At 42.2% G+C, this 13,353-nt stretch carries 15 protein-coding genes and 2 pseudogenes; 13 read left to right on the forward strand and 4 right to left on the reverse strand.

The window, feature by feature from the left end; all coding sequences use genetic code 11:
* Positions 1 to 7: 7 nt before the first annotated feature.
* The 8 genes from LDL57_RS16725 (at position 8) to LDL57_RS16760 (ending at position 4,310) form a co-directional block, all read left to right on the forward strand.
* A complete protein-coding gene (locus LDL57_RS16725) occupies positions 8 to 1,234 on the forward strand; it encodes a major capsid protein (protein ID WP_225507309.1) in 1,227 nt (408 codons plus the stop codon).
* 36 nt (positions 1,235 to 1,270) lie between these two features.
* Positions 1,271 to 1,606 (forward strand): DnaT-like ssDNA-binding protein, encoded by a 336-nt coding sequence (locus tag LDL57_RS16730; RefSeq protein ID WP_225507873.1) that lies wholly within the window; start codon positions 1,271 to 1,273, stop codon positions 1,604 to 1,606.
* Positions 1,607 to 1,753: 147 nt separating this feature from the next.
* Complete coding sequence (locus LDL57_RS16735; RefSeq protein ID WP_225507219.1) at positions 1,754 to 2,107, forward strand: hypothetical protein; 354 nt, start codon at positions 1,754 to 1,756, stop codon at positions 2,105 to 2,107.
* A gap of 1 nt (position 2,108) precedes the next feature.
* A complete protein-coding gene (locus tag LDL57_RS16740; RefSeq protein WP_180560421.1) occupies positions 2,109 to 2,594 on the forward strand; it encodes a hypothetical protein in 486 nt (161 codons plus the stop codon).
* Positions 2,591 to 2,992 (forward strand): phage tail terminator-like protein, encoded by a 402-nt coding sequence (locus LDL57_RS16745; protein WP_180560422.1) that lies wholly within the window; start codon positions 2,591 to 2,593, stop codon positions 2,990 to 2,992. The genes LDL57_RS16740 and LDL57_RS16745 overlap by 4 nt, the downstream gene beginning before the upstream one ends.
* A gap of 49 nt (positions 2,993 to 3,041) precedes the next feature.
* Entirely contained in the window at positions 3,042 to 3,692 is a 651-nt protein-coding gene (locus LDL57_RS16750; RefSeq protein ID WP_180560423.1) for a phage tail tube protein, read from the forward strand.
* A gap of 13 nt (positions 3,693 to 3,705) precedes the next feature.
* Positions 3,706 to 4,011 carry a phage tail assembly chaperone gene (locus LDL57_RS16755; RefSeq protein ID WP_180560424.1) on the forward strand — a complete coding sequence of 102 codons (306 nt, stop codon included), beginning with the start codon at positions 3,706 to 3,708 and terminating at the stop codon, positions 4,009 to 4,011.
* Between the two features lie 26 nt (positions 4,012 to 4,037).
* Positions 4,038 to 4,310 carry a DUF1799 domain-containing protein gene (locus tag LDL57_RS16760; protein ID WP_225505409.1) on the forward strand — a complete coding sequence of 91 codons (273 nt, stop codon included), beginning with the start codon at positions 4,038 to 4,040 and terminating at the stop codon, positions 4,308 to 4,310.
* A 40-nt stretch (positions 4,311 to 4,350) separates the two neighbouring features.
* Here the strand turns inward: LDL57_RS16760 and LDL57_RS16765 are convergent, their stop codons facing one another.
* Positions 4,351 to 4,602: an Arc family DNA-binding protein gene (locus LDL57_RS16765; protein WP_225507875.1), complete on the reverse strand. Its 252-nt coding sequence runs from the start codon at positions 4,600 to 4,602 to the stop codon at positions 4,351 to 4,353.
* A 176-nt stretch (positions 4,603 to 4,778) separates the two neighbouring features.
* Complete coding sequence (locus LDL57_RS16770) at positions 4,779 to 5,372, reverse strand: helix-turn-helix domain-containing protein (protein ID WP_225507877.1); 594 nt, start codon at positions 5,370 to 5,372, stop codon at positions 4,779 to 4,781.
* Positions 5,373 to 5,637: 265 nt separating this feature from the next.
* Between LDL57_RS16770 and LDL57_RS16775 the strand changes: the two are divergent.
* The 3 genes and pseudogenes from LDL57_RS16775 (at position 5,638) to LDL57_RS16785 (ending at position 9,857) form a co-directional block, all read left to right on the forward strand.
* A pseudogene (locus tag LDL57_RS16775) lies at positions 5,638 to 6,486 on the forward strand (phage antirepressor N-terminal domain-containing protein).
* 91 nt (positions 6,487 to 6,577) lie between these two features.
* Complete coding sequence (locus LDL57_RS16780; RefSeq protein WP_225507223.1) at positions 6,578 to 9,541, forward strand: phage tail tape measure protein; 2,964 nt, start codon at positions 6,578 to 6,580, stop codon at positions 9,539 to 9,541.
* Positions 9,542 to 9,644: 103 nt separating this feature from the next.
* Positions 9,645 to 9,857 (forward strand): hypothetical protein, encoded by a 213-nt coding sequence (locus LDL57_RS16785; protein WP_180560429.1) that lies wholly within the window; start codon positions 9,645 to 9,647, stop codon positions 9,855 to 9,857.
* Positions 9,858 to 9,876: 19 nt separating this feature from the next.
* Here the strand turns inward: LDL57_RS16785 and LDL57_RS16790 are convergent.
* Positions 9,877 to 11,111 (reverse strand): annotated as a pseudogene (locus tag LDL57_RS16790) (RNA-guided endonuclease InsQ/TnpB family protein).
* Positions 11,112 to 11,159: 48 nt separating this feature from the next.
* Between LDL57_RS16790 and tnpA the strand changes: the two are divergent.
* Both tnpA and LDL57_RS16805 read left to right on the forward strand, forming a co-directional pair.
* Positions 11,160 to 11,564 carry an IS200/IS605 family transposase gene (tnpA, locus tag LDL57_RS16800; RefSeq protein WP_225505529.1) on the forward strand — a complete coding sequence of 135 codons (405 nt, stop codon included), beginning with the start codon at positions 11,160 to 11,162 and terminating at the stop codon, positions 11,562 to 11,564.
* 224 nt (positions 11,565 to 11,788) lie between these two features.
* Positions 11,789 to 12,130: a phage tail protein gene (locus tag LDL57_RS16805; protein ID WP_180559778.1), complete on the forward strand. Its 342-nt coding sequence runs from the start codon at positions 11,789 to 11,791 to the stop codon at positions 12,128 to 12,130.
* Between the two features lie 48 nt (positions 12,131 to 12,178).
* On the opposite strand, the gene LDL57_RS16810 is transcribed toward LDL57_RS16805, so the two are convergent.
* Entirely contained in the window at positions 12,179 to 13,309 is a 1,131-nt protein-coding gene (locus LDL57_RS16810; RefSeq protein ID WP_180559779.1) for an RNA-guided endonuclease InsQ/TnpB family protein, read from the reverse strand.
* Between the last annotated feature and the right edge of the window lie 44 nt (positions 13,310 to 13,353).

The raw sequence follows: 13,353 nt of genomic DNA on the forward strand, positions 1-13,353 counted from the left end.
TAATATAATGGCAACGACGGTTAATAGTGATTTAATTATTTATAATGATTTGGCTCAAACCGCATTTTTAGAGCGCAGACAAGATAATCTTGAGGTGTTTAATCAGGCATCAAATGGCGCAATTGTACTGGATAATGTTTTTATTGAAGGCGATTTACGTAAACGGGCATTTTATCAGATAAGCGGTTCGATTGAACATCGTGACGTGAATTCTACGGATAAAGTTACCGGTAAGAAAATTGGTGCGGGAGAATCCGTTGACGTTAAAGCCCCTTGGAAATATGGCCCCTATGAAATCACCGAAGAGTCATTTAAACGACGTGGCAGGGATGTTTCAGAATTTTCTGAGCTTGTGGGTACGGATGCTGCTGATGCTTCGCTTGAGGGCTATATCAAGTATTCCCTAGCAGCATTGGGGGCTGCGATTGGCGCTAATACGGATATGATGGTCACAGCTAATATTGCTACCGATGGCAAGAAGACCCTCACTAAGGGGTTACGCAAATACGGGGATAAATTCAACCGTGTCAATCTGTTTGTCATGCACTCAACAACCTATTTTGACATTGTTGATCAGGCGATTGATAACAAGGTTTATGAAGAAGCAGGCGTGGTAATTTACGGCGGCCAACCTGGAACGCTAGGTAAACCCGTATTAGTCACCGATACTGCGCCTGTTGATGCTATATTTGGGTTAGTCCCAGGGGCTATCACTATCACGGAATCACAGGAACCTAATTTTCGCTCTTATGAAATCAACGATCAGGAAAATTTAGGCGTTGGCTATCGGGGTGAAGGCGTGGTAAATGTGGGCGTGCTCGGTTACAGCTGGGATGAATCAAAAGGGACTAATCCTGATCTGACAAAATTGGGCACAGCTGGCAACTGGAAGAAACATTTCACCAGTAACAAATTAACGGCAGGCGTAATGATAAAATTGCAGCATGAAGCGAGTTTAGGGTTATCTGTGGATAAAACCACCGCGACAGCCAATAACAGCGATGCGGTGACCATTTCACTTGATTACTCAAAAGATAATCAACCTGTTCAGGGTGGCAATGTTGAGTGGTCAAGCACAGGTGGAAAATTGAGTAAAGCGGCGACTAAAACCGATGCAAAGGGTAAGTCCAGCGTCAAATTAACCGCCAGTACAGCAGGACAATTTACCGTCACTGCGACAGTAGATGGTGAGATGCGCACCACAGAAAGTATCACTTTTCATAAAGAAAAATAAAGTTAAGGGACTTTTGTCCCTTTTTTTGAGGTGAATATGATTGATTCGGATAAAAATTCGCCAACATTTAATAGTTATGCCAGCGTTGAGGATCTAAAGCGCTATGCCCGTGAAAGAGGAATTGATATACCCACTGATGGCTCACATATTGAGTCGATGCTGGTGAGTGCGATGGACTATTTAACGTCACAGCCATGGTTAGGAAAACGAACCCACTTAACCCAACCGCTATCCTTCCCACGCACAGGGTTATTTTATGACGGTGTGCCTATTGAGAATGACGCCATCCCTAAGCAACTCATTATGGCCCAGTGTCGGCTGGCGATTGAGTCAGAGAACGAAGATTTACAGCCAACGTTAGGGGCGAAGTGACCACAGAACGTATTGAGGGGCTATCACGGTCCAATATGCCTCGGGGACAAATTCGGGTTTACCCAAATTTGCCTGGTTAAATGGTTTGCTTAATGGCTTGTTAGATATACGTTCTGGATTTGCCATCAACACCTTTTCGGTGAGGTGATGATGAATCTTTATACTCGAATGGGTAAAACGACTGAGCGCTTGATAAAGCAGTACGGCATGGAGTATGTCTTAAAAAGAAAAGGCAAATTTTATGTTGATAAAAAGGGTCAGGAAATTATCGAACCCGATATGGTATTAAAGGCGGTCGGAGTAAAGACACAGTTTGCTATCAATGAAGTGGACAATTCCCTCGTTTTAACCAGTGATATTAAATTCATTGCGCATGCAAAGAGTAATATTCAACAGGGGGATATCATTATCATCGATAACAGAAATCATCGAGTGATTGCTGTAAAAGAGATAAAGCCCCAACGCCAAACTATTTGTTTCATTGCACAATTGAGAGCTTGATATGACAAACAATTTTACAGCCGCCATTAATGCGTTTGTCAGTAAAGCAGAAGAAAAAATGGAAGTGGTTACAAAGGTGACATTCATTAAGATACTTGCAAGGTTAGTCATGATGTCGCCTGTCGGTAATCCTTCTATCTGGCAAGTGAATGCTAAAATAGCCGGAAAGGGAAAAGGAAAAGAAAGGAAGCCTGCAGGGTATACGGGGGGAAGGTTTCGTGGCAACTGGCAAGTGACGTTTGATGAAGTACCAATGAAAGAAACGGGACGAATAGATAAAAGTGGCGAGGTAACACAAGCTGAGGGCAATCATGTTATTGGTCAGTTTAAAGTGGGCATGAAGTCAGTCTATTTTTCCAATGTGGTTCCTTATGCTTATCGACTTGAGATGGGGCATTCAAAACAGGCACCGAAAGGTATGGTACGGCTCACGGCACAAGAATTTCAGCAGTTTTTTCATCAGGCCATCGCAGAGCGTAAAGGATGAACCCATTAACCATTAATACCGCGATACGGGCACATATTGCTCAATTTGCTGAGTCTGAAAATATCAAGGTTGCCTGGCCAAATTGTGAATTCGATGATATCAATGAACCCTATTTACAACTACACACCATGCCAGCGACAACGAATAATTTGAGTTTATCGCTCGATATGCCTGTATTTAGCGGTGTCATACAGATAAATGTAGTTGGCAAAGCAGGAACGGGCGACGCATTGGTCATGAATGTCGCTAATCGTTTAATAAATTTTCTAACAAACGGTTTTTCGTTGACCGATAATCTTTTTTTAAACGGCGAGCCATGTTTATTTCCAGCAATCTGTGATCAGGTTAATTATATTCTCCCCGTCAGCGTTGCTTATCGTTGTCACTCTACAATATAACATTGCCGCCATATGGTGGTTTTTCAACAGCCAATAATGAGGTTTTATCATGGCATATAATATTCCTAATGGTTCGCGTGTTTATGTAGCTAGTAAATATGCGGATGAGATAACAATTACGGCGGCTACCAATGCGACAGAGGCGGTATTAACTGTCAATTCGATTGGCAGTATTAAAACGGGCGATATTGTCCAGATTGATTGTGGCTGGAAAAAAATGTCAGGCGCTTTCAAAGTGAAAAAAGCAGCTGATACCAGTATTACACTGGAATCAATCGATACCACCGATAAAGCCGTTTTTCCCGTTGGTGGGGCTAAAGGAAGCTTGAAGAAAGTGGAAGAATGGGAGGCGATGCCGCAAGTCATGACATTATCGACGGAGGGCGGTGAGCAGCAAACGCAGGAAATTCAGTTTTTGGAAGATGAACAGGCAGAAACCGTTGATACCTTTAAAAACGGTATCACGCAGGTTTATACCTTTGCACATGATGCAAAATTACCTATTCGTAAGTTATTGATGAAACTGGATGACAGCAAGCAAATTACGGCAATGCGTTTTTTCAATAAACGTGCCAGTGAGGATCGTTATTTTACTGCTTCGGTCTCTTTCCAGCGCGTGCCCAATACAGCTATCAACGAGGTTGAAAACGTGGTAGCCCGTTTCTCACTTAAATCTGATTTGCAAATCTATGCAGTATAATTAAGGATGCAGCATGGCGAAATTTACATTGATACCCAAGCCAACGTTTAAAGCCAATGTCCTCATTCCGGTGGCAGGCAAAAAAGAGCCAGAGGTGGTGACCTTCACCTTTAATCACAAAGCCATGAGTGAACTGGAAACCATGCGTGAAATGCCGATTGATGAGTTCTACCAGCAGATTATTGCTGACTGGGCGATTGAAGAGCCTTATCACGCTGATAATTTAAAGCTGCTATTTGACAACTATCCCTCAGCTGCGAGCGCCATTAGTACAACGTATTATAGCGAACTATTAGGCCAACGCGAAAAAAACTTCTAGCGGTCGTTGAGGCCATGTATGGCGGCATGACCGAGACCGATATCCGCAACTTTGAAGCTGCCTTTGGTTTTACGCCGGAAGACAGCGAGGTCGAAGTTTGGCCAGATGTCTGGGAGGCTTATCTTACTTTTAATGCGCTTCGTACTCAGTGGCGAATGGGGGCGAATGGCCCCACAGGGCTGGATTACAGCGTGTTATCCGACGTCATCGATTATTTGGGTATTAATCAGGATAAAGGCGCTTTATTTAATGATATACGGGTGATGGAAGCGAAAGCCTTAGCGATAATGCACCAATAAAGCGGATATTTTTATCACAGGCTTTGAAGTGGGAAGGATATCAATTTTTATTATCATACAATTTAAGTAATGTATTGAATACCATTTTCTTAACTTCTTCAGCTTGAGAATCGACTAGTTTTTCAATATCGGTTTTGTAATCTTGTGGGGTAACTGATTTATCAAGGGCATCTAGGACAATCTGCGTCAATTCTGCATTAATAGATCTGCCATTCATTTTGGCGCGCTGTTTAATTTTTTCTTTAATTTCATGGGGCATTCTGAAATTAAATTGTGGGTCATCTCTTGCCATGTCAAAATCCTTAAGTTTATTAATTATTTCATATGATTAACTTACTGGATCTATTCATTGCAGGCAGAGATATATCAATGTGTACTGCAGGTATAAGTAAATTTGTTTTGGAATAGTATTGGTAGCGATCTTTTCTATCGGGTAACGCTGATCAAACGGTGCTAAAGAAGATTCTTTTAAACCATAAAAAATTGCCTAAACATTGTATGTTTGTGATTAATTACTGCTAGTACAAAATCTCCATCCATAAGTACATTGCATTTAGATATATCAAAAATAACTATTGCCTTTTTGGGAAAGCATATTCCATTGGACCCAACAGTTGACATAGCAGGTTCATCGATTTCTAAAGCAAATGAACCAGAGCTTTGGATGGTTTTTATTTCGCGCTCTACACATTCATCTAATAAATCGTCCGATTTCCCTGTTGGATCCATAGTATAGTGTAGCCAGTCAATTATTCTATTATGTTTTAGCACTGGCATGAATGACACATTCATTCTAGGACGACTAACATTATCAACTGGATGCATTAATTGAATAGGAGATTTACCAAGAACAGATCCCAGCTTTAGCAAAGTGTTTCCTCTTGGTTTAGCATTACCTGACTCATAAGCTGCTATTTGTCTCTGTGATACACCCACCAATGAAGCAAGTTGGGCTTGAGTTAGTGATTTATACGCCCGAAGGATCGTTATTTTTTGGCTAAACGGAAGCCTTGAGAACTCTTCTTCATTAATGTTCATCTTTTTCGCACTTGATTTATTCATAAAAGTTCATTAATATCCTTTTTATGAATTATTATGGCTATTTATGTAGTAATAAGCAAGGTAATATAATTGGTAAAAAGCTAATGTTGTTGATTAACATTATTTAATTAACTCTCGTGATTAAAAAAGACTTACATTTGATCAAATTTTATTTAATAGCTAAATCTAGAAGCGGTTGATGTTGTGTCTAGTAGAAAAGGCGAAGCCTTGACTAATTAGGATAGTCAAGGCCTCAAGTTTGTCCGAACCACTGAAGGAAACGAACATGAATAATATATCAATAACTAAAGCAGTTTGCACGATAAATGTACCGTTCCATGGCGCTGAGCTTTATATCGTCAACTATAACGGCGAACCATTTACCCCGATGAAGCCGATAGTAGAAGGGATGGGAATGGATTTGGGCTGCTCAGTTTGTTAAGTTAAAACAAAGATTTATTTCAACTATTTCGGAAATCGACAATGGTTGCAGATGATGGCAAATCAGCGCAAAATGGTTTGCTTACCTCTTCGTAAACTTGCTGGATGGTTGGCAACCATTAGTCCAAACAAAGTTAAGTCAGAAATCCGTGATAAAGTTATTCAGTATCAAGAAGAGTGTGATGATGTTCTCTATGAGTATTGGACTACGGGTGAGGTTAAAGCTAAACCACGTAAAAAAGTTAAGCAAATTGCTGGATGTATTACAGTAGAACAGCAAGAGACCATCAAACAACTGGTGCTTACGCGTGGTAAAAGCGTGCCACATGAACATCAGGGCAAGGCAACCATCACACTCTGGTCAGCATTGAAAAGCCATTTTGGTTGCAGCTACAAAGAAATCGCCGAAGAAAAATTTACTGAGGCACTGTCTCTTGCTGCTCGTGTACCGATTGAGGGTGAGTTCATCGGCAAAGCTCCTTTGCAAAATAATTTACCCGCTATTTGTGGAAGAATTATTCTTGACTATGAAAACGGTAGTGTAACTCGGACAGAAGTCGTCCCTTCTAATTATTTTATCGGGGATATTGAGACATTAATGGAATATTTAGAAAGACGCGGGGTTGTCGTGCTTGCTGATGAAACGGAACGCCGAAACTTTGTCAAAGAGAATCTCTTGCGATTAATCAACTGAGAAAACGATACATCAATCAATTGAGCACCTTAAGGTATAAATCAATTACTACGCCAGCCCTGTGCTGGCTTTTTGTTGCAAGGAATCCGGTATGACCGATATCGCCACGATTTCATTAAAAGTAAACACGGCGGATTTGGAAAGAGGTGAACAGAAGTTAAAGTCATTTCAGGGAACAGCGGAAAAGGTTGAAAAGGCTTCCTCAAATCTGGAGGGTGGATTAAAAAAAGTTAGCTTAGCCTCACTGAGAAATGTCGAAACCATTAAGACGCAAAAAAGTGAACTTAACGACCTGTTAAATCGAATTAATCCCACCAATAAAGCGTTTGATGAACTGGATAAAATTAGCCGTAAACTCGCCGCTTCACATCAAAAAGGTTTACTCCCCCTTGACCAGTTTGTTGATTACAACACGATACTGGAAGAGTCGAGAGATAAGCTAAGCCGGATGAATCTGGCACTGACCGCAGAAGGGAGGGCGCTACTTGCACAGGAAGAAGCTTCAAAACGAGCGAAGTTAGCCGCTGATAATTTTCTAAACACATTAAAACAGCAATCAGACACGATAGGCAAGACGCGAACTGAAGTTCTTGAACTAAAAGCGGCGCAGATGGGCATTTCTCAACAGGCAGCGCCGATGATTGCCAAATTAAAAGAACAAGAAAAAGCGTTTATGAATGGCGCGGTAACGATGGGGCAATATCGTCATGCAATGCGTATGTTACCTATGCAGATGACCGATGTGGTGACCTCATTGGCTTCCGGTATACCGGCCTGGATGGTATTGGTGCAGCAAGGTGGACAGATTAAAGACTCGTTTGGTGGTGTTGGTAATGCCTTTAAAGCAATAGGCTCAATATTAACCCCTACCCGATTGTTGATGGGAGGATTGGCAGGTGTTACGGCAGCTGTTGCCATCGCCGCTTATAAAGGCTCACAAGAGTTTAGTGAATTTAACAATAAACTCATTTTAACGGGTGGGTATGCAGGGAAAACGGCAGGGCAACTTGCTATGTTGGCCAAACAGTTGTCAGCAGATGGCATAACACAAGGTGGAATGGCGGATGTAATAACTAAAGTTGTGGGGTCAGGTTCATTTTCTGGCAATGAAATTGATAATATTGCCAATGTCGCTGCCAGAATGGAAAAATTGGTGGGTCAATCTGTTGATGAAACAATAAAACAGTTCCAGCGCATTAAAGATAACCCAGTTAAAGCGATTAACGAACTTGACAAAAGCCTACATTTTCTGACTACAACGCAACTAGCGCAAATATCGACATTACAGGAACAGGGAAGAAAGCATGAAGCCGCTAAAGTTGCCATGGAAGCCTATGCGACTGCAACGAAAAATAGAACTCAGCAGATAAAAGCGAATTTAGGTTATCTTGAGTCAGCCTGGGCAGTGGTTAAAGATAAAGCAAGACTCGCTTGGGATAGCATGTTAGATATTGGTCGTGAACACACATTAGACCAGAAGATACGTGATTACGAGGAAAAATTAGTTGCATTCCAGGTAAATCCGGTTGCAAGATTAAATTATTATAATGCCTCAGGGAAAACAGCGACAGATTTAAGGCGTGAACTTGATTTACTGAAAGAGAAAAAATATCAACAGGATATTGAAAATCAGAGAAAACAAGCGGCGGTAAGGGCTCAAGAGGCAGAGAAAGCACGTTTTAGGGTTGACCAGGAGCTCAAACACAAATTTGAAAATGCGGAAGAAAAGCATCAAAGTGAGCTTGAAAGAATAAGAAATTCGGGTGGTTCAAAATCCGTTATCGATGAAGCGATAAGGCGTGAAAATGCCCGTTATGCGAAAGAAAAATCAAGTTCAGACTCAAAAGCTGATGCATACCGCCCATCTTTAGGCACACGTTGGGAAGAAGAAGCGCAAGCCAGAAACAGAGCACTGCAGGCAGAATTACGAACATTACAGGATGAAAGTCAATATGTTGGGATTATCAGCCAGCAACGCAGGGAACTTTTCAAAACAGAAAACCAGCTAGTCATTCTTGAAGAGGCCAAAAGTGGCACAAACAAACGCCGTCTGAGTGAAGATGAGCGGTCATTATTATTAAAAAAAGAAGCCATTCTCTCTGAGAAGCGTGAAGCTGCACAGATAGGCGATAAAATTGAGAAACAAAAACAACTCAATGCCTTGCGGTTATCGAATGATGGATTGCAAGAAGAAATAAGACTCAGGCTGGAGAGCATTGGCAAAACCGAGATTCAAATAGCGAAGGAGCAAGAACTAAAGAAATATCGTGAAGAAATGGCCCGTAAAGGGATTGAGCAAGAAAATCCTGAGTATGGTCGAGGACTTTCACTGATTGATGAGAAATACAAAAATGAGGAGTCATTGCGGAAAAACTGGGAAGCAGGGATTAAGCAAGGATTTTCAAATTTCGAACAACAAGCGAGGGATGCTTATGGCAATGTCGCTAATGTTACCAAATTTGCCTTTGAGGGAATGAGTCAATCACTGACGGATTTTTTAGTGACGGGGAAGGCTAATTTTGCTGACTTCACTAAATCATTACTTGAGATGATTGTGAAGTTAATGACGCAAATGGCGATGCTTCAGGCGATGAAAGCGGCTTTTGGTGGACAAACAGGCGGAGTTGGAGGAGCGATTGCTAATATTTTTGGTTTTTCATCAGGCGGATATGTGGGCGGTGGGGGTAAATATGACCCGAAAGGTATCGTTCACGGTGGGGAATTTGTATTTACCAAAGAAGCGACTCAGCGGTTAGGTATCGCTAACCTGTATCGCCTGATGGATGGAAGTAAGCGAGGTTATGCGTCTGGCGGATATGTGAGCACATCTTCAACGCCCATGTACGGCATGCAACCCGTAACAAACGGTGTTAATGTCAATTTAGGCGGTATTCATGTTGACGGTCAACCGCAGCAGTCCAGCCCTTCCAATGTCGATATGCGCGCAGCGGAGCAATCCTTAACCCAGAAAATCAAATCGGTCTTAGTGGCAGAGAGTCGAGATGGAGGTGATTTGCATAAAATTATCAAGGCAGTCAATGGGCGGGGGTATTAATCGATGAGCGCATTTTTGATAGGAAAAAATTTCACTTTTGTTATGCTTGGCATCAATTTAGACTAAGTCAGTATTGGCCAAACGTAAAATCAAAGGAAAAACAATGAAAAAAACGTTACTGTTTTTAATCCCAACCCTATTTTCTGGCGCGGTATTAGCAAAAGCCGGTGAGAGTACGCTCTCTTTTGGTTATTTGAATGTGAAGTCTGGCGGAGAGAAGGAATTAACTGAGAAAGCGGATACTACAAAACCAGACCCTGAAGGAATTGCAACAGTTTATGCTATTGACATCCTCCCCCACCTTCACACTTCGTGACTCAGGAGGGGGATTCCCGTTAGTCGGAGACTATCTGATCGCTCAGAAGCCTGGTTCCTGCTGCTGACGGCATTACTGCACCGTTCACTTCACAGGCTAACACGGCATGTCCTGCCGCTAAAATGTTACGAGCTCCGTTGATATCTGCGTTCTCTGTATACCCGCACTCAAGGCACTCGAATCTACTTTGTGATTGACGATTTTCTTTCGCTGTATGACCACAACATGCACACCGTTGACTTGTATATGCCGGAGGCACAGCTAATACCTGACCACCGCGCCATAGCTGCTTGTACTCAAGCTGACGGCGCATTTCATACCAACCCTGATCCAGTATCGAACGGTTAAGTCCTGATTTTGCCCTGACATTCCGTCCGTGCTGCTCTTGTGTACCTTTTGCCGATTTCGACATGTTACTGACCTTTAAGTCCTCAATGACGATCATCGCGTGGTTTTGCTGATTTCACTGGTGACTTTGTGAAGGTAGTCTTTGCGGATATTGGTTATATGCGAGTGGAGACGTTGGATTTTTCGCTTCTGTTTTTTCCAGTTATTGCTGAATTTAACTTTACAGCTTAACTGACGCTGGAATTTCGCCAGCTTTTTTTTGGTTGGTTTTAAAACTGTTTACAGGTTCAAACACTGTGCCGTCTGACAGCGTGGCGAGTCTGGTTACACCTGCATCCAAACCAATCATTGTTGCTGACGAATGAGGCTGAATGTCCATTTCCAGTTCGACCTGAAACGATATATACCAGTGTCCCGCATGTTGGCTAACGGTTGCGTTTTTAATCTTACCGTACAGCTTTTGCGACTGCCGGAACTTTACCCATACCAAACCTGACGGTAATCTCACTCTGCCATTATCGAGCTGACAATATTTATCAAAATTAACAAAACGAACTGAATCACGCCCGTCATTTTTCCTTTTAAATACAGGAGCTTTTGCTGCCAGTTTTTTATCAAAGCAGCGTTTCCATGCCCCGTGCAGATCTTTGAGTTTCTGCTGAAGATTATCCGTGTAGGCTTCTTGCAAAAGGAATGTTCCGGCTTTTTTTTCCATTCTGTGAGCATCCGATTTAGTTCAAACGCTGACGGTAGTTTACCGCCGGATTCAATAATGCGTTGCGTCTCTGCTAGCCCGTAATTCCAGATAAAACGAGCGCATCCGCACAACTGCCGCAAACGTTGCGACTGTTTTCGGTTGGTTCGAGTCTGAATTTGTAGGCTTTTAGAATTAGCATTATTACTCAGTGTGTAGTAAATTATCTCACTATCTTACCGTATATCCGGTTAATTTCAATGCAAAAATATAAAATCAACCGTTCAAGACATGCAGCGTTTCTTTTACATGTTCACCTTGTCTTTGTGACTAAGTACCGAAAGAAAGTACTCAGTGGCTTGCACTACAAAGCATTTCATCAGTATGCAGGTGAAGTGTGTCGCGACTTTGGGGCTGATTTAAAGGAAAGTAACGGAGAGTCCGATCACGTTCATATGCTGATCGAGTACCCGCCCACAGTGCAGTTGTCAGTACTAGTAAACTCGCTGAAAGCGGTAACGTCTCGTCGTCTGCGTAATGAGTTTCTAGACTTGCGTGGGGCTTACGGCAAGCCAGTGTTGTGGTCTCGATCATACTTTGCAGGTTCGTGCGGGGGAGCACCGCTGGAAGTTGTTAAGCAATACATTCAAAATCAGCGTGGCTGATCATTCTTCGGGCTTTTCAAGCCCGACCAAATTCCCCTCCCACCTTATGTCGGTGGGAGTACCCTTTGGAGGTTAAGATGGAGTTGGCTCATCGTGCAGGGTACTTAATTATTCGTAAGGATAAACTGTTGTCACTGCACAATGAGTGGTAATACGTAACAAATCAATCATCGTATAATTTACAGGTCACTGCTCAGGTGGCCTTTTTTTATGGAGTCAAGTTAATGGATGAATTTAGATGGCGAACCCAGATACAAGACAGCCCAACGGGCGAGTACAGGCACCGAATCAAAGAAGTTGAATTTGGTGATGGTTACAAACAGGTAGCAGCCGATGGCATTCATCCCGAATCGCAATCCTGGCCATTTTCTTATTTAGGTAAAAAAGCCGAAGTGATGCCTATCTTTGATTTTATTCGCCAACACACTTCAAAGTCTTTTATCTGGATTCCCCCTTTTGGTGTCAAGGGAGTGTATCGGGTAAAAGCTGATTCGATCAAGATGACTCCGGTTGCGCGTGATGTCATGAAAATATCAGCCACGTTTGAGGAGGCTTTCTCAGCTTGACTGCTCCCCTACCTAAAGGAAGGGGATTCCCAATTCACAGAGCCTAACCTAAGCCGCATTAAGCGATTTAGGGCTTATAGGCTCTCCAAGGGCTAACACCGCTAGACCAGCGGCTTTTATGTTTTTAGCAGCGTTAATATCTCGGTCATGATTAACGCCACATTCAGGACAGCGCCACGACCGAATATTTAACGCTAATTTAGATAGTGTATATCCGCAATCGCTACAGCGTTTTGACGAAGGAAAGCACTGATCGATGGCAACAATAGTGCGCCCGTACCAATTAGCCTTATATTCAATTTGGCGAACAAATTCGCCCCAACTTGCGTCAGCTATCGCTTTAGATAGCTTAGGATTTCGGATCATGTTTTTTACTTTCAGGGATTCAACACAGACAACTTGGTTTTCGTTAATCAGTCTATGGGATAGCTTATGCAAGTTATCCAGTCGGCAATCAGTTATTTTCGCATGGAGTTTTGCAACTTTTAAACGTGCTTTAGTACGATTGTTTGAACCTTTTTTCTTTTTGCTCAAACGGCGTTGTAGTAAAGCTAATCGTTTCGAATATTTAGTGGTGTGGCGGGGATTGCCGGTTTTTAATCCGGTGTCGGTGACGAACAAGTCTTTTAAGCCAATATCAATACCTGTCATTTTTTCAGAAACAGGTAGTGATATTGGTTCAAATTCACACAAACAGGACGCAAAGTATCGTCCAGATGCGTCTTTAGAGATGGTAACAGTTGAAGGTGCTGAAGGTAGTTCTCGACTCCAGCGAATATCTAAAGGTTCTTTACTTTTCGCTATGTACAGCTTGCCGTCACGGTATTTAAACGCACTAGCGGTAAATTCAGCAGATTGTTTGTGGTGTTTGGTTTTAAAGGTCGGGTATTTGGCGCGCCCTGAAAAGAAGTTAGAAAAAGCTGCTTGTTGGTGTCGTAAAACCTGCTGTAACGGTACGCAAGAAACACTGTTAAGCCATTGTACATCCGTTTCTTTCTTTAAGGCAGTCAATCGTGCGTTGGCTTGAATATAGCTAATTTTTTCTTTTCTTTCGTAGTAGGCATCGGTGCGCCAGCGAAGAATTGAGTTATAGACAAAACGCACGCAGCCGAACGTATTAGCTAAAAGCTCAACTTGTTCAGATGTTGGGTAAAACCGATATTTATAGGCGCGCTTCATATTCACATTATCACATTAAATATGTGAGGTTGTAAATGTATATA

Origin of the sequence: Arsenophonus apicola (assembly GCF_020268605.1) — a bacterium.
In the GTDB taxonomy this organism is placed as follows: domain Bacteria; phylum Pseudomonadota; class Gammaproteobacteria; order Enterobacterales; family Enterobacteriaceae; genus Arsenophonus; species Arsenophonus apicola.

What these genes read in the sequence shown, in the direction of transcription:
- LDL57_RS16725 (WP_225507309.1), top strand. Translation starts at nt 8, where the DNA reads ATGGCAACGACGGTTAATAGTGATTTAATTATTTATAATGATTTGGCT.
- LDL57_RS16730 (WP_225507873.1), top strand. Translation starts at nt 1,271, where the DNA reads ATGATTGATTCGGATAAAAATTCGCCAACATTTAATAGTTATGCCAGC.
- LDL57_RS16735 (WP_225507219.1), top strand. Translation starts at nt 1,754, where the DNA reads ATGATGAATCTTTATACTCGAATGGGTAAAACGACTGAGCGCTTGATA.
- LDL57_RS16740 (WP_180560421.1), top strand. Translation starts at nt 2,109, where the DNA reads ATGACAAACAATTTTACAGCCGCCATTAATGCGTTTGTCAGTAAAGCA.
- LDL57_RS16745 (WP_180560422.1), top strand. Translation starts at nt 2,591, where the DNA reads ATGAACCCATTAACCATTAATACCGCGATACGGGCACATATTGCTCAA.
- LDL57_RS16750 (WP_180560423.1), top strand. Translation starts at nt 3,042, where the DNA reads ATGGCATATAATATTCCTAATGGTTCGCGTGTTTATGTAGCTAGTAAA.
- LDL57_RS16755 (WP_180560424.1), top strand. Translation starts at nt 3,706, where the DNA reads ATGGCGAAATTTACATTGATACCCAAGCCAACGTTTAAAGCCAATGTC.
- LDL57_RS16760 (WP_225505409.1), top strand. Translation starts at nt 4,038, where the DNA reads ATGACCGAGACCGATATCCGCAACTTTGAAGCTGCCTTTGGTTTTACG.
- LDL57_RS16765 (WP_225507875.1), bottom strand. Translation starts at nt 4,602, where the DNA reads ATGGCAAGAGATGACCCACAATTTAATTTCAGAATGCCCCATGAAATT.
- LDL57_RS16770 (WP_225507877.1), bottom strand. Translation starts at nt 5,372, where the DNA reads ATGAATAAATCAAGTGCGAAAAAGATGAACATTAATGAAGAAGAGTTC.
- LDL57_RS16780 (WP_225507223.1), top strand. Translation starts at nt 6,578, where the DNA reads ATGACCGATATCGCCACGATTTCATTAAAAGTAAACACGGCGGATTTG.
- LDL57_RS16785 (WP_180560429.1), top strand. Translation starts at nt 9,645, where the DNA reads ATGAAAAAAACGTTACTGTTTTTAATCCCAACCCTATTTTCTGGCGCG.
- tnpA (WP_225505529.1), top strand. Translation starts at nt 11,160, where the DNA reads ATGCAAAAATATAAAATCAACCGTTCAAGACATGCAGCGTTTCTTTTA.
- LDL57_RS16805 (WP_180559778.1), top strand. Translation starts at nt 11,789, where the DNA reads ATGGATGAATTTAGATGGCGAACCCAGATACAAGACAGCCCAACGGGC.
- LDL57_RS16810 (WP_180559779.1), bottom strand. Translation starts at nt 13,309, where the DNA reads ATGAAGCGCGCCTATAAATATCGGTTTTACCCAACATCTGAACAAGTT.